The sequence below is a fragment of the Bacteroides graminisolvens genome (assembly GCF_963666085.1).
Classification (GTDB): Bacteria; Bacteroidota; Bacteroidia; order Bacteroidales; family Bacteroidaceae; genus Bacteroides; species Bacteroides graminisolvens.
Genome location: NZ_OY762556.1, coordinates 1,237,019 through 1,252,474, shown reverse-complemented (window position 1 = coordinate 1,252,474; position 15,456 = coordinate 1,237,019). Strand labels below are relative to the sequence as shown.

19 protein-coding genes are annotated in these 15,456 nt (G+C 39.6%); 4 read left to right on the top strand and 15 right to left on the bottom strand.

The window, feature by feature from the left end; translation table 11 throughout:
- The first annotated feature begins 116 nt into the window (after window positions 1–116).
- A complete protein-coding gene (rpsO, locus tag ACKPCE_RS05015; protein WP_319504414.1) occupies window positions 117–386 on the top strand; it encodes a 30S ribosomal protein S15 in 270 nt (89 codons plus the stop codon).
- A gap of 70 nt (window positions 387–456) precedes the next feature.
- Here the strand turns inward: rpsO and ACKPCE_RS05010 are convergent, their stop codons facing one another.
- The 14 genes from ACKPCE_RS05010 to ACKPCE_RS04945 all read right to left on the bottom strand — a co-directional run bounded on the left by ACKPCE_RS05010 (window position 457) and on the right by ACKPCE_RS04945 (window position 10,067).
- Window positions 457–933 (bottom strand): Dps family protein, encoded by a 477-nt coding sequence (locus ACKPCE_RS05010; protein ID WP_024996061.1) that lies wholly within the window; start codon window positions 931–933, stop codon window positions 457–459.
- A 149-nt stretch (window positions 934–1,082) separates the two neighbouring features.
- Window positions 1,083–1,787, bottom strand: a complete 705-nt coding sequence (locus ACKPCE_RS05005) for a peroxiredoxin (RefSeq protein ID WP_034541458.1) — start codon at window positions 1,785–1,787, stop codon at window positions 1,083–1,085.
- Between the two features lie 130 nt (window positions 1,788–1,917).
- Window positions 1,918–2,757 carry an MBL fold metallo-hydrolase gene (locus ACKPCE_RS05000; protein ID WP_319504413.1) on the bottom strand — a complete coding sequence of 280 codons (840 nt, stop codon included), beginning with the start codon at window positions 2,755–2,757 and terminating at the stop codon, window positions 1,918–1,920.
- The gene (locus ACKPCE_RS04995) at window positions 2,750–3,217 is read right to left on the bottom strand and encodes a C-GCAxxG-C-C family protein (RefSeq protein WP_319504412.1); all 468 of its coding nucleotides are present in this window, start codon (window positions 3,215–3,217) and stop codon (window positions 2,750–2,752) included. Before ACKPCE_RS04995 ends, ACKPCE_RS05000 begins: the two co-directional genes overlap by 8 nt.
- Window positions 3,218–3,243: 26 nt before the next feature.
- Window positions 3,244–3,534 (bottom strand): hypothetical protein, encoded by a 291-nt coding sequence (locus ACKPCE_RS04990; RefSeq protein ID WP_024996058.1) that lies wholly within the window; start codon window positions 3,532–3,534, stop codon window positions 3,244–3,246.
- Between the two features lie 12 nt (window positions 3,535–3,546).
- Window positions 3,547–4,356 (bottom strand): Mrp/NBP35 family ATP-binding protein, encoded by an 810-nt coding sequence (locus ACKPCE_RS04985; protein ID WP_024996057.1) that lies wholly within the window; start codon window positions 4,354–4,356, stop codon window positions 3,547–3,549.
- A 20-nt stretch (window positions 4,357–4,376) separates the two neighbouring features.
- On the bottom strand, window positions 4,377–4,796 hold the full coding sequence (locus ACKPCE_RS04980) for a 4Fe-4S binding protein (protein ID WP_034781085.1): 420 nt from the start codon (window positions 4,794–4,796) through the stop codon (window positions 4,377–4,379).
- Window positions 4,797–4,819: 23 nt separating this feature from the next.
- Window positions 4,820–6,256 carry a Fe-S cluster assembly protein SufB gene (gene sufB, locus ACKPCE_RS04975; protein WP_319504411.1) on the bottom strand — a complete coding sequence of 479 codons (1,437 nt, stop codon included), beginning with the start codon at window positions 6,254–6,256 and terminating at the stop codon, window positions 4,820–4,822.
- 19 nt (window positions 6,257–6,275) lie between these two features.
- Window positions 6,276–7,022, bottom strand: a complete 747-nt coding sequence (locus ACKPCE_RS04970) for an acyl-[acyl-carrier-protein] thioesterase (RefSeq protein ID WP_319504410.1) — start codon at window positions 7,020–7,022, stop codon at window positions 6,276–6,278.
- 109 nt (window positions 7,023–7,131) lie between these two features.
- The gene (locus ACKPCE_RS04965; RefSeq protein ID WP_319504409.1) at window positions 7,132–7,992 is read right to left on the bottom strand and encodes an ATP-binding protein; all 861 of its coding nucleotides are present in this window, start codon (window positions 7,990–7,992) and stop codon (window positions 7,132–7,134) included.
- The gene (locus ACKPCE_RS04960; protein ID WP_319504408.1) at window positions 7,973–8,842 is read right to left on the bottom strand and encodes a nucleotide-binding protein; all 870 of its coding nucleotides are present in this window, start codon (window positions 8,840–8,842) and stop codon (window positions 7,973–7,975) included. The genes ACKPCE_RS04965 and ACKPCE_RS04960 overlap by 20 nt, the downstream gene beginning before the upstream one ends.
- Window positions 8,842–9,186: a NifB/NifX family molybdenum-iron cluster-binding protein gene (locus tag ACKPCE_RS04955; RefSeq protein ID WP_002562098.1), complete on the bottom strand. Its 345-nt coding sequence runs from the start codon at window positions 9,184–9,186 to the stop codon at window positions 8,842–8,844. Before ACKPCE_RS04955 ends, ACKPCE_RS04960 begins: the two co-directional genes overlap by 1 nt.
- 25 nt (window positions 9,187–9,211) lie before the next feature.
- Window positions 9,212–9,532, bottom strand: coding sequence for a NifB/NifX family molybdenum-iron cluster-binding protein (locus ACKPCE_RS04950; RefSeq protein WP_002562099.1), 321 nt, complete (start codon window positions 9,530–9,532; stop codon window positions 9,212–9,214).
- 13 nt (window positions 9,533–9,545) lie between these two features.
- Entirely contained in the window at window positions 9,546–10,067 is a 522-nt protein-coding gene (locus ACKPCE_RS04945; protein WP_051260416.1) for a DUF134 domain-containing protein, read from the bottom strand.
- 245 nt (window positions 10,068–10,312) lie between these two features.
- Here ACKPCE_RS04945 and ACKPCE_RS04940 point away from each other — a divergent pair, with 245 nt between their 5' ends.
- Entirely contained in the window at window positions 10,313–10,888 is a 576-nt protein-coding gene (locus tag ACKPCE_RS04940; RefSeq protein WP_024996053.1) for a helix-turn-helix domain-containing protein, read from the top strand.
- A gap of 16 nt (window positions 10,889–10,904) precedes the next feature.
- On the top strand, window positions 10,905–12,554 hold the full coding sequence (locus tag ACKPCE_RS04935; RefSeq protein ID WP_319504407.1) for an AMP-binding protein: 1,650 nt from the start codon (window positions 10,905–10,907) through the stop codon (window positions 12,552–12,554).
- Window positions 12,555–12,597: 43 nt separating this feature from the next.
- Here the strand turns inward: ACKPCE_RS04935 and ACKPCE_RS04930 are convergent, their stop codons facing one another.
- Complete coding sequence (locus ACKPCE_RS04930) at window positions 12,598–13,848, bottom strand: PAS domain-containing sensor histidine kinase (protein ID WP_319504406.1); 1,251 nt, start codon at window positions 13,846–13,848, stop codon at window positions 12,598–12,600.
- Between the two features lie 186 nt (window positions 13,849–14,034).
- On the opposite strand from ACKPCE_RS04930, the gene ahcY reads away from it, so the two are divergent.
- A complete protein-coding gene (gene ahcY, locus ACKPCE_RS04925; RefSeq protein ID WP_276962843.1) occupies window positions 14,035–15,453 on the top strand; it encodes an adenosylhomocysteinase in 1,419 nt (472 codons plus the stop codon).
- Window positions 15,454–15,456: the final 3 nt, after the last annotated feature.

Sequence of the window (15,456 nt, the reverse complement as noted above, 5' to 3'; positions counted from 1 at the left end):
CCTATTATTTGGGTGCAAAGTTACGAAATTTGAATTATAAAACATTGTGATATAAAAAATAATATCTATCTTTGCAGCCTCAAAGAATAATTTATATATCAAAAATCTAAAAAATTATGTATTTAGATCCCGCTAAAAAAAAGGAAATCTTTGAAAAGTACGGAAAGTCTAACTCTGATACTGGCTCAGCTGAGGCGCAGATAGCTTTGTTTTCATACCGTATTTCTCACCTGACTGAGCACCTTAAGCTCAACAGAAAAGATTATAGCACTGAAAGAGCTTTGACAATGTTGGTAGGTAAACGTCGTAGACTTCTTAACTACCTGATGGATAAAGAGATCGAAAGATATCGTGCCATCATCAAAACTCTCGGTTTGAGAAAGTAATTTTTGCTTCTGCAAAAAAATGAAAGGCTGCCTTTTCGGGCAGCCTTTTCTATTTCAGGGGGTTCAATACTTATTTGCTGTTGTAAGCAACAAGCATCCAAACCATCTTTTCTTGTTCTTTGAGGTAATCGCTCATCAACGCAACTGTTACCTCATCATTCACTTCAGAAGCCAGAGAAAGCAGTTTTCTTTCTTCAGCAATCAGGTAAGAATAAGTTTCCAAAATGTTATTCAAAGCGTCATCTGCATTGCTTACTCCATCAACCTCTTTTACCTTGGCTACTTTAAGATATTCGCTAAATTTATTGGCAGGAGTACCACCCAACATCAACACGCGTTCGGCCAGCTCGTCAACCTTTTCGGCAGCATCGTTATACAGCTCTTCGAACTTGCTGTGAAGTACAAAGAATCCATGTCCTTTGATATTCCAGTGGAATCCTCTCAGGTTAGTATAATACACCTGGAAATCGGCCAACAACTGTTGCAATGAAGCAACTACACTACTTACTTCTTTCTCGTTTAATTTGATGTAATTTAAAGTCTTCATAATCTTTTGTTTTTTATATTGTTATACTGTTTTTATTTCTTTTCTGTGCTACAAAGATAGAGCTTCAAAAGGTAGTTACCAACTCAAAATTTCTATCTGGCCATAGACAGCATCTATCAGTACTTCAACTGAAAATCACTAACTAAAGACTACTTGCCTAATTTACTTTCAACCTCTTCTTTAGAAAGTTTACGAGTACAGAAGAACCAGTCATAACAAGTCAACTCACCGGTTTTGTTATCCATCCTCTCTTTGGCAACACCACAAGAACCGGCAGTAGGTACAATCACGTCATCGCCCGGACGCCAGTCAGCCGGCAACGCTACTCCAAAGTTGTCTGCTGTTTGCAATCCCATCAATACACGCTTTATCTCATCAAAGTTACGACCCAATGAAAGCGGATAGTACAAAATAGTTCTAATAATTCCTTTAGGGTCAATAAAGAAAACAGCACGTACGGCTTGCGTTTCACTTTCGCCCGGCTGAACCATTCCATATAGTTTAGCCACATGCATGGAAACATCTTCAATCAAAGGAAATTTAATTTCAATATCTTTCATTCCCTTATAATCTATTTTATCTTTGATTGTTCTTAGCCATGCAATGTGGCTATATAAACCATCAATAGATAAACCCACAAGCTGGCAATTCAAAGCTTCATACTCAGCTGCCATTTTACCAAAAGTCATAAACTCTGTGGTGCAAACCGGTGTAAAATCCGCCGGATGACTAAATAAAATGACCCATTTACCTCTATAATCTACCGGGAAATTAATTTTACCCTGTGTAGTTACTGCCTCAAAAGAGGGAGCTTGTTCGCCAATTCTTGGCATGACATTCATTTCTTCCATCATTTATTTCTTTATTATTAGTTGGTTATAAAATCGGAACAAATCTACGCTTAAAAGGTTGGTTGTCAAACAGATAAAATCTATCACTAAATAGATTTTATTTATATATAGTCATTAAGCAGTTATCAATTACTTAAAACTTCAACTGCATTCCGCTGTGAAACAAAGCAAAACGGTTCTGCAAGACCTCTGAAAAAACATCAACAGCAGCACTTCCGGTGCAATGACCTGTATAAAGGCACATTTCGGGATATTTATCCGCCAAGACACGGGCGATGGATGCAACATCATCTTTCTCCTCCATATCAGTATCTACTAAATGAGTACCGCCAACAAATGCCAGAACCTTAGAACAACCGGTTATTTCAACACTCGACTGAATAATATTCAGCACATCGCTGTGCGAACATGCAGAAAGTATTACGATACCATCATCTATACGGATAACTAAAGCTACTTCATCATTAGGTATATAAGGCTTTTCCTGTCCATCGGCTACAATTCTCAGGAATTGATTGCCAACAGGCAAGCGATGTTCAAAAACACGATTATGTATTAAATAAACGTGGGGCGACAAAAGACAATCTTCTGTTAGCAGTACAAAGCGATCGGCATATTTTGCAAATAAAGAACTGTCCGAGCTAATATCTCTGGGCTTCTCATGCCTGTAAGTCAGATACTTATACTTAAAGGCCTTATCAGAGACAAAAATCTTTGCAGATTTATTTACTTGCAAGAAAGTGCTTAATCCACCAGTATGATCTTTATGTCCGTGAGATAAAATCAGGTGATCAACCTCTTCGGCATGAATACCCAATTTATTAGCATTATTGAGCCATTTGTCAGAAGCCCCCAAATCATATAAACAGGCTAAACCGTCAACTTTAAAATAAAAAGACAGTCCATGTTCCGTCAGCAATTCTTTATCAAGAAAGGCTGCATTATTATCAATCAAAACCGTAAGATCAAGCATGATCAATTAATTTTTGTTCTTCTAAATATTCCACCCAAATACGAGCTGCCTCCTCAACCATTTTGACACAAGGTCTTTTTTTATAATACGTTGCAGTACGTTCTTCAGGCATTAAAGATATGGGGTGATTTTTCTTCAGGCCCAATAATTCACCACAATTCAAGGAGCCATTTCTCGCTACAAAAACTTGCGCCAGGTCCTGCACTAGTTTATAATTGGCTCCTTTCGCTTTTGCATCGGGGACTACACTTCCCGTTTGCAAACCCGCCAGTATAAACATTCCGCAGGCTGCACCGCATGTTTCACGCATACGCCCAATTCCGGCACCAAAAGAAGCTGAAATTCGCAATGCTTGCTCTTCTGTCAAATCATATAAGTCAGCAAAAGCTGTTACAACAGACTGCGAACAGTTGTATCCGCTTTTAAACAATTCAACAGCCCTATCAATTCTTTCTTCCATAAAAACTATCCTAAAAAACTATTCCTTTAATCATTATTAGAACTTTTGTCTCTTCTAAGCTGCCTCTTTTGATTTAAAGAATAGCCTGAACCATCGCAACGATCAGCTTTCCTTTTAGGATCTTTTTCATTAAAATCAGCTTTCCTGCAAGTGCGTTTTTCGTAATTATCACAAATACCATTATGATTAGAATCAAAGAAACAACCTCTTTTTCTAATCGTCGTATTTTCAATATTATTGTTATCATTCCGGGCCAAAGAATAAGCAAGTCCTACCGCCCCTAAAAACAATACACCAATTATAATTCGTTTCATCATAACCTTCCTATATTATTTTTTCTCCTCACAAAAAGCTACTACCACCTCAGCCAATTGTTCAAAAACAAGTTTTAAATCTTTATTATCAAGAGCAGAAAAAGCCTTCCCTTGTTCAGCCAACTCTCCAACTTCTTTTATTAAAGGAATCTGGGCCAACAAAGGAACACTGAATTCATCAGCTAAAGTTTGCCCACCGTTCTTTCCAAAAATAAAATACTTCTCATCAGGATGTTGTAACGGGGTAAACCAAGACATATTCTCAACAACTCCTATCAGTGGAATATGGATATTTTCGTTAGTTAACATCTCGGTTCCTTTACGTGCGTCATTTAACGATAACTCCTGAGGGGTAGTTACCACTATAGCACCATCAATTTCAAATTTTTGCACAGCAGTAATCTGAATATCACCCGTACCCGGAGGAAAATCGATAATCATATAATCAATATCGTCCCAATAGGTCTGAGTAAACAACTGAGTAATTGCATTAGAGGCCATAGGACCTCGCCAGACAATTGATTTTCCCTTATCAGCAAAAAAACCTAAAGAATTAATCTTCACTCCATATTTTTGTATGGGGTCCATCATCCCATCTTTATCTGCTTTGACAGATAAACAAGGACGTTCGTTCTCTACATCAAAGATTTTGGGAATAGACGGTCCATAGATATCAGCATCAACCAAAGCGACTTTATAGCCTTTATCGGCCAAAGTCATTGCCAAATTAGCAGAAACAGTAGATTTTCCTACGCCTCCTTTACCGGAAGCAACAACAATTGTATGTTTCACCCCTTCTAAAGGGGTTTTATCAAAAACTTTCATATATAATATAAATTACCTAGTTATGAAATTGCATCCATGGGACAAGCCTGAATACATAGTCTGCATTTCTTGCACTTACTGTTATCAATAACTGCAACTCCATCAATTATATCAATAGCACCTTTGGGACAAATATCTACACAAGTGCCACAACCCGTGCACAAATCTTTGTTCACAACCGGAAAAGCCGACACCCCTCTACGCGGTAAAACAGAAGAATCTTTGCTATAACCCGAACCTAAAATGGTAGCTTCCACTAAATCATCAGGCACTAAAGGCACATTGCATTTTGGGCATAATAGCGAACGACAAGGAACTCCTCTTTCATGTTGAACACTATAACCACATACCGGACAAACACATGATTGAACATGATTCATTTGGTTACGGCCACGACCGGCACCCAAATTTCTAAACATACGTAATCTTCTTCCAAACATCCTATTTAAAATTTATTGTTTTTTCATCCAACACTACTGTCTAAAGATAATTCCAAAAGCTTTTGAGCCTCAACCGCATATTCCAGAGGTAGTTTTTCTATTACGTCACGCACATACCCGTTCACAATAAGTCCAACAGCCGTCTCTGTAGGTATGCTTCGTTGATTACAATAAAAAATCTGCTCCTCACTGATTTTTGAAGTAGTAGCTTCATGTTCAACGGTTGAAGAGTCATTTCTATTCTCAATACAAGGAAAAGTATGTGCTCCACAAGAAGAGCCAATTAGCAAGCTGTCACACTGACTATAGTTACGCGAGTAATCGGCCTTTGCGTCGACATAAATTAATCCGCGATATGTATTCTGACTCTCACCTGATGAGATACCCTTACTGACTACACGGCTACTGGTATGTTTACCATAGTGCAACATTTTAGCTCCGGTATCAGCCTGCTGATGATTATTCGTCACTGCTACTGAATAAAACTCAGCCGAAGAATAATCGCCCATTAGCAAGCAAGAAGGGTATTTCGAAGTAATAGCAGAGCCAGTTTCCACCTGAGTCCATGACAAACGACTATGCTCACCCAAGCAAAGACCTCTTTTAGTCACCAGATTATATATCCCGCCTATTCCATTTTTATCACCGGGATACCAATTCTGAATGGTACTGAATTTTACCTCTGCACGATTCATCACCACAACTTCAACTACAGCGGCATTCAGTTGGCACTTGGTTCGTACGGGTGCAGTACATCCTTCCAAATAAGAAAGATAACTATCATCTTCTGCTATGATCAAGGTCCTTGAGAACTGTCCGGTTTCACCGCTGTTGATACGGAAATAAGCAGAAAGCTCCATCGGACACCTCACTCCACGAGGAATAAAAACAAAAGATCCTTCAGTAAAAACGGCAGTATTAAGCGCAGCAAAAAAATGATCTTTATAAGAAATCACACTTCCAAGGTATTGCCTCACCAGCTCAGGATAAAGCTTCACCGCTTCGCTAATGGAGCAAAAAAGAATTCCTTTACTTTTTAAGACTTCACTAAAAGTGGTTTTCACTGATACAGAATCCATAATTGCTTCCACTGCCACTCCGGTAGATTGGCCGGCAGAAAGCGGTACACCCAATTTATCAAATGTATCAATCAGTTGAGCATCAAAAGCACTCTGGTTATCATTAGCGGATGAAGGGCAAGGTTCTGCATAATAGCTTATTGACTGAAAATCAATATCAGGAATGTGCAAATTTCCCCATTGAGGCATTGACAACGTTTTCCAATATCGATATGCTTCCAGTCTAAATTCAAGCATCCACGAAGGCTCCTGCTTGCGTGAAGAGATATAATATAGGGTTTCTTCGCTCAAACCCTCCTTTAAAACAGAAGTGTCTACATCCGTTTGAAATCCGTATTTATATTCCTGAGATCTATTTTTCTTAAATAAATTATCAAACATGATAAACTATAAAACAGAATCATTTAAAGAATAGCTTGCACCGGCAAACTATTTCATCTGTATCTTTCCTTATTTCAACATAAAAAGAATTACAGCCCATGTCTTCCTTATATAAGAGAAGACGATCTCCATAAGAAGTTTCTTCAACGTAAGCAATTTCCAGCTTATATAATCCGCCGTGATTATAAACATCCAACGAAAAAGAGTTAAGTATACATTCTATATACTTTATGCTATTAACATGACCATTGATGTCTAAGTCGCCATAGGTCACTTTATGTTCAAAACAAGGAATCGTTTCTTTTAATTTAAAACGTTCTTTCGATGTAGAAAGCGCATGGGTTTCATCGCAAACAGAATCAATAATAATTCGATCAAAAAAACGATTCAGATTAACCGGAGTACGATCGGCTTCATGAATTAAAGCCCAAACGGCATGGGCTTTTCCAACCAATCGGTTATCGCTATTAATCAAAGTATACTCCCTATTAATAAAATAATGGTAAACCTTACTAACCCATGTGTGCAAAGTAAAAGGCTCGTTTTTATAAAGGGGTTCCTCTAATTGAATCACTAATCTTGAAATAACCCATGTATATGCCTCCTGATTGTAGTGCCCCATGCCGAATCCAAACTGTCGGGCATGCAAATTAGAGCAGTTCAGAAGGTGATTACCTAACACACTAAAAGACAGCTTGCCCGTATAATCCGCGTGAAAATCCTCTACAATAAAAGGATAGCTACCTATTTTTATATTCTCATTCATAAATATTAATCAATACTGGAGATAAATCCTCCAGACGAAAAAAATCATTTTTCAGTCTGGAGGATATTCAAAAGAAACAAGCAAAAAACACTAAAACACAAATTATATTTTAAAAAAGTATCTCCGAAAGAGCCTTCTTAAGCAAGTTTGTCATATCAGACTGAGGACGATACTCCACAATTGTTTTTCCCTCAACCAAAGCCTCAACCATTTCAGGGGAAAAAGGCAATAGTGCAACTACCGGTACATTTTTTTGTGCACACCAATCTTCCACTTGTCGTGCAACTGTTTGATTCAGAGTACACTTATTAATAATCACATACGTAGGAAGTGAATACTGCCGAACTAACTCTACCGCGCGCTTTAAGTCTGAGAATCCCGACAAAGTGGGTTCGGTTACAATAACAACCTTATCAACTCCTGTTATTGTTGACAGAACAGGGCAACCAATTCCTGGAGGTCCATCTAGTATTGTTACGGGACAAAGTTTCTCCTTCGCTATATTCTTACTGATCTCCCGAATTTGATTCACCATTTTACCGGAATTTTCCTCGCCGGGAGCCAAACGACCGTATACCATATTTCCATGACGAAAAGTACCTATATACATTCGGCTTTTATCAACAGGAATCATAGTTATCGCGTCTACGGGGCAAATCCGGTAACATAACGCACAACCATCACAACTAATTTCATCAATAACGGCTTTACCCTGTGTCATTTCTATAGCATCAAAACGACATAACTCTTCACATCGCCCACAGCCAATGCAGACTTCATTATCGACTTTTGCATGCTTACCGGAAACAAACACAAGTTCCTTATCATGAAAAGGATGAAACAGTAAATACAAGTTTGAGGCATCAACATCACAATCCACCGCCATCACATTTGACACCAATGACATAAATGCTGCACTTATACTTGACTTTCCGGTCCCTCCTTTTCCACTAATTACTGCTATTTCCATATGCTATCAATTTATCGGCAAGACTGTGAAATACTCTATTAGCACCTTCGTGATGTTCAGATACAACTTTTCCTTCGGAATACAAACGGGCTATCTCTTCCTCAAAAGGAATCTCAGCCAACAAAGTATAACCATTCCTTTCTAAATAATCATAAACCTCCCTATCGCCCAAACCAGCTCGATTAATAACAACTCCAAAGGCTTTACCCATTGTCAGAAGAGTATCAATAGCTTGTTTCAAATCGCTCAGTCCAAAAGGAGTTGGTTCTGTTACCAAAATAACAAAATCAGATTTTGCAACCGTTTGAATAAAAGGACAAGATGTACCGGGAGGCGAATCATAAAGTTCATATTCAGATTGATCTTGAAATGCATTCTTCATGGTTGCTTTAATGAGCGGAACCGGTGAAGGATGCCCGGTTGTCATTCTTCCTTCTGCTAAACAAACACTATTCTGATACTTATAAGAAGAAACTGTCCCGACTACAGTACTTGAATTTTCAATTGCACCCGACTCACAAGCAGCGCTGCACGCAGCACATCCATGACATAAATCATTGAGCAACCTGATGTAGCGAGAAGAAGGCATATAAAAAATAGCATGATATTCACAATATTCCACACATTTTCCACAAAAGACACATTGATCGTTATGAATAATAGGCCTGAATTCAGTAACTTCTATTTCATTACACAAATCAGCTTCAAAGAAAGCCAAAGCATTAGGGACCTCAACATCACAGTCAGCCAACGCTACACACTTACCTTTATTTTTTAAAGAATGAAACAAGTTAACCGCAACAAACGTTTTTCCTGTTCCACCCTTACCACTAGCAACTGCAATCTTCATTAATGATCGTGATTACAGCTATTCTCTCCCGTAACTAGCGAATTCTTTAAAAAGTCTTCAACCAATTCCCTAGGAGTTTTAGCATCTGCACCTACAAAAACCTGAATATTCTCTTGACGAAACAGTTCTTTAGCTTTTTCACCCATACCTCCTGCTATTACAGTTCCAACGCCCTGTTGACCAACCCATGCCGGATACAATCCGGGTTCATGCGCCGGTGGTGTAACCATTGTTTCTTCAACAATTAAACCTTCTTGAATGGTTGCCATATAAAATGATTCACAATGACCAAAGTGAGCACATAATTTCCCCCCTTCTGTGGGGATCGCAATTTTTTTATTCATTTTTCTATTCAATTATATATCAGTACTATACTTGTTGATTCAGCAAATCAATAATCTCTTTAATCGTTTTTTCCTGCTTCATCACTATCATCTGAATCTTAAGATCAGTCAAGAGCGACTTAATCTTAACTCCAAAATCACCCGATATAATCTTCACGACTTGGTGAGGAGCTACTATTTGCACGGCAGCCGGACCAGCTCCTTCTTCTGCCGTCTTGGCCGTGTTCAATATAAACTCCACTTTCTTAGTCTCCGTATCATACAATGCAAAAAAAGCACATCTTCCAAAGCGAGGATCCATCGCACTGTCTAATGAATCACCTGTACTAGTTATAGCTACTTTCATAATTATATATTATTTAAAAAATATCTTCATTACCACCACATCTCTGTCGTCTTCTCCCTCTGCATTTACCTCTTCCACAATACAAATGCCTTGTTCCGCCTTCTACCTGTAGAGTCATCTCTTCACTCGAGAACGGCTTTATATTTGGTGATCCGCATAACGCGCAACCCAATATCGTTTCAGTACCTTCATTACGCACAAAATAACAACCACAAGAAGAGCAGTACATCCATTCATTATCTAGTTCAACTTTCCCCCCCTCAATGATAATCTTTCTCCCTTCGACCATCGCCATCGCAATCTTCTCACGAGCCGACATGCAGATACGAGTTAATGTAGGTCTTGAAACTCCCATAAAAAGTGCAGCATCTTGCTGATTATATTTTTCGTAATCACAAAGTCGCAATGCTTCATACTCTTCATACAACAAAAAGACAGCTTCACTCCTTTTCACTGAGCCTGATAGCCCGTAGGGTTTAAAACCCGAAATGGTAGGTACACCTGCAATCTTCCTAACCGACTTTGGTCTTGGCATATTTATTTAATTAAGAATTTTCAGCAAATATAATGAACTATAGTTCATAACTAAAAGCAAAATATCATCTTTAACATTTATAAAGAGAAAAGTGAGGCATATACATGAAGTAACAGTTAGAAAGTAAAACGCGCATCAAAATGCATTTTATTCATCAAAAATTGCGGTGCAATAAATAATTAGTTATTTTTGCCGCAAATCAATTATAATAAGGAAGGAATCAAGACATGGAAAATACAGTCAACATGGATACAACGAAAATTGTAGGAGAAAAAATCAGAACTCTTCGTGAAAGTCTTTCAATCAGCATGGAAGAACTGGCCGAACGTTCCGGACTGGCAGTGGAACAAATAGAACGTATTGAAAATAATGTAGATATTCCTTCATTGGCTCCCCTTATCAAATTGGCCCGCGTGTTAGGAGTGCGACTAGGTACTTTCCTGGATGATCAGGACGAAACGGGTCCTGTTATCTGCCGGAAGAAAGAAGCGAAAGAAACCATTAGCTTTTCAAACAACGCCATACATTCGCGCAGACACATGGAGTACCGTTCGTTGTCAAAATCAAAAGCGGATAGACACATGGAACCTTTCATGATAGATATTGCGCCGACAAAAGACAGCGATTTTATTCTTTCCTCACACGAAGGTGAGGAGTTCATCATGGTCATGGAAGGCACTCTGGAAATAAGTTACGGAAAATATACGTATATACTCGAGGAAGGTGACAGCATCTACTACGACTCCATCGTACCTCACCACGTTCATGCCTTTGAAGGCCAGGCAGCCCGAATCCTCGCAGTCATCTATACCCCGGTATAAAAAACAGAAAGCTAGTATGCAATTATCAAATAGAACTTTGGGGCAATGGCTGGAACATTGGGCAGAAACGACCCCTGACAAAGAGTACGTCGTGTACTCTGACAGAAACTTACGCTTTACGTGGCGAGAGTTTAACAAGCGTGTAGATGATATGGCCAAAGGACTCATAGCCATTGGAGTGGAACGAAATAGTCACGTAGGCATATGGGCGGCTAATGTGCCCGACTGGCTCACCTTATTATATGCATGCGCCAAAATCGGTGCGGTTTATGTTACTGTTAACACCAACTACAAGCAAGCCGAGCTGGAATATCTGTGCGAGAACTCGGATATGCACACGCTTTGTATTGTAAACGGAGAAAAAGACAGTGATTTCGTGCAAATGACCTATCAGATGTTGCCCGAACTGAAAACCTGCGAAAGAGGACATCTCAGCAGCAGCCGTTTTCCTTTCATGAAAAACGTTGTATTCATTGGGCAGGAAAAACACAGAGGCATGTACAACACGCCGGAATTATTATTGTTGGGCAGCATGGTCGACAACAGCGAACTAACCAAGCTCAAAGAACAGGTCGACTGTCACGATGTGGTCAATATGCAGTACACGTCGGGTACCACAGGTTTTCCTAAAGGGGTTATGTTATCGCACCATAACATTGCAAACAACGGCTATCTTACAGGAGAGCACATGGAGTTCACTTCTGAAGACAAGCTCTGCTGCTGTGTTCCTCTTTTCCATTGTTTCGGAGTGGTATTGGCCACCATGAACTGCCTCACACACGGGTGCACACAGGTTATGGTGGAACGATTCGATCCGCTCTTGGTACTAGCTTCTATTCACAAAGAAAGGTGTACCGCAGTCTATGGCGTACCTACCATGTTTATAGCCGAGCTACACCACCCCATGTTTGACTTATTCGACTTATCAAGTCTGCGAACTGGAATCATGGCCGGGTCTCTTTGCCCAGTTGAATTAATGAAACAGGTGCAGGAAAAGATGTTTATGAGAGTAACCAGCGTTTATGGACTCACAGAAACTTCGCCGGGAATGACGGCAACACGTATTGATGATGACTTTGAAGTCAGATGCCACACGGTAGGTCGCGACTTTGAATTCACTGAGGTCAAAGTGCTAGATCCCGAAACAGGCCAAGAATGTCCTGTAGGCGTACAAGGTGAAATGTGCAACCGCGGATATAACAATATGAAAGGTTATTATAAAAACCCGGAAGCTACAGCTTCGGTTATCGACAAGAACGGCTTTCTGCATTCCGGAGACCTTGGAACAAAAGATGAAAACGGAAATTTCCGCATCACGGGAAGAATCAAAGACATGATTATTCGAGGAGGAGAAAACATCTATCCAAGAGAAATTGAGGAATTCCTTTATAAGTTGAAAGGCATAAAGGATGTTCAGGTAGCCGGCATTCCTTCACCCAAATACGGTGAAGCCGTTGGGGCATTCATCATTCTGCAAGAAGGGGCTCAGATTACAGATGCCGACGTTCGCGATTTTTGCAGAAACAAAATTTCGAGATATAAAATCCCTAAATACATCTTCTTTGTAAACAGCTTCCCGATGACGGGTAGTGGAAAAATACAAAAGTTCAAACTAAAAGAGTTAGGCGTGGAACTTTGTAAAAAGCAAGGCATTGAGATTATATAACGTGCAAATGGGGCTATCGTAAAGAATGAGCCCCATTTTTTATCTATTCAGTAACAGGCAAAGTAAAATAGAAGATAGAACCTTCGTTCTCTTTGGAACGTACCCATATCTGTCCTCCCATCTTTTCGACTAACAATCTACAAAGAGTTAAACCAAGTCCGGAGCCTTGAATAAAAGGATCCACTTTCCCAAAACTTTTAAAAATGGTAGCCACCAAATGAGTAGGAATACCAATTCCGGTGTCTTTCACATAAAACTTAATGATATTGTGATGCGTCGTGAAACCAAAATGAATAGATCCGGCAGAGGTAAATTTAACAGCATTGTTTAACAAACTGGCTAAAACCTGAGATATACGACTCCAATCATTCATCACAATCAATGACTCATCAACGTTATCTAGCACAAGCTTCACACCGGAATTAGTCATCAATACATACTTTTCAAATAAATGCCGGCATAAGTCACTGAGCTTAACCGCCTGGCATTGCAAGGTAAGCGTTCCGGATTCAAGTGCTGATAAGTCGAGCACCTCATCAAACATAGAAAGCAATAACCCCGAATTAAATTCAATGATACGTGCATACTCATCTCGGTCGGACTTCTCCGAAGCATCGGCAATCAATTTGGAAAAGCCAACAATCGCATTCAGTGGCGTACGAATTTCATGATTCATATTTGCTAAAAAAGAATTCTTCAATTTGTCGGCAACCTGAGCCTTGCATCGTGCCTCCTCCAACTCTTTTTGTGTTTTATACGCATCAGTAACATCCCAACTCATACCCATTATTAAAACACTACCAGTACCCGATGGTAGTGTTTTTTTTAATGTTTTGATCAGTTTTATGGAACCGTCGGGCATTTTACATTCTTCCTGATACTCCAGCAGATTGTGTTGCAAAACATAATAGTCATCTTCGCGAAATCGGTCTATATCCGTTTTACCAAGGAATATTTCATAGTCATTTTTACCAATAATATCATTAACCTTAACTTTTGCCAGTACACTAAAAGCTTCGTTGCAATATATATATTTGAAATTATTTGCCGGATCCTTAACGAAACAGCTAAAGGGAATATTATTGAGCAAACTAAACATCGTTTTATTTTGCTCAACCACGGTTTCAACAGAAGTCGAAAAGACATCATTTGCATGAAACTGGCACTGAAAATGAGAGCATAACAGCTTCTTCTTGAGATGAGACAGTTCCTCGTTCAGGCTTTCTACCTTATTTTGAAGAAATGTAACTTTATCAACAAGTTCTTTCTCCCTGACATCGGGGCACACTTCCATTCCTATTTATTTTTTTCTTTGTTACAAGTGAACTAATTCAATCACACCATCACAAATATACAACTTTCATACAGATTTATCAACTATCTCCGGAAGTTATAAATTATAAAAAGTATTGTGGCTTTTTGTTGAGACGACTAGAATGTTCTATCTTTGTACCAGTTATTATTAAAACAATTTTTAATTATGTCTTTAGAATTATTCTCTACCCTGCCCTACAAAGTGGCAGACATAACGCTTGCTGACTTCGGTCGCAAGGAAATCGATTTGGCAGAAAAGGAAATGCCCGGCCTGATGGCTCTTCGCGAAAAGTATGGAGAATCAAAACCATTAAAAGGTGCCCGTATTATGGGATCACTTCACATGACCATACAAACGGCTGTGCTCATCGAAACATTAGTATCATTAGGAGCAGAGGTACGTTGGTGTTCATGTAATATATATTCTACACAAGACCACGCTGCGGCTGCCATAGCTGCTGCCGGAGTTCCTGTTTTCGCTTGGAAAGGTGAAACACTAGCCGACTATTGGTGGTGCACACTTCAGGCTTTGAGCTTCGAAGGTGGCAAGGGGCCCAATGCAATTGTTGACGATGGAGGCGACGCAACCATGATGATTCATGTGGGATACGAAGCTGAAAGCAATGCTGCCATTCTTGACAAAGAAGTTCATGCCGAGGATGAAATTGAACTGAATGCCATCTTAAAGCAAGTATTGGCTCAGGACAACGATCGCTGGCATCGCGTAGCAAAAGAGGTTAAAGGCGTTTCAGAAGAAACCACGACCGGAGTTCACCGCCTATATCAGATGAAAGAGGAAGGCAAATTGCTTTTCCCTGCTTTCAACGTAAATGATTCGGTTACCAAATCAAAATTCGATAATCTCTATGGTTGTCGTGAATCATTGGCCGACGGTATTAAACGGGCAACAGACGTAATGATTGCCGGTAAAGTAGTGGTGGTTTGCGGATATGGTGACGTAGGAAAAGGCTGCGCACACTCTATGCGTTCATACGGTGCTCGTGTTCTTGTAACAGAGATAGATCCGATTTGTGCTTTACAGGCTGCAATGGAAGGTTTTGAAGTGGTAACCATGGAAGAGGCATGCAAAGAAGGCAATATTTTTGTGACCACAACCGGTAATATTGACATTATACGTATTGACCACATGGAGCAGATGAAAGATCAGTCAATCGTTTGTAACATTGGACATTTCGATAACGAAATTCAGGTTGACGCCTTGAAAAAGTACAACGGCATCAAACAGGTAAACATCAAACCTCAAGTTGACCGTTACTTCTTCCCCGACGGACACAGCATTATTCTGCTGGCCGATGGCCGTTTGGTAAACTTAGGTTGTGCCACCGGACACCCCTCATTCGTAATGAGCAACTCTTTCACTAACCAAACTTTGGCCCAAATCGAGTTATTCAATAAAGAATATGCCATTGATGTATACAGATTGCCAAAACATCTGGATGAGGAAGTAGCTCGTTTACACCTTGAAAAGATTGGAGTGAAGCTAACTAAGCTTACACCAGAGCAAGCTGCTTACATCGGAGTATCGGCCGAAGGACCTTTCAAAGCCGATCATTACAGATATTAATCT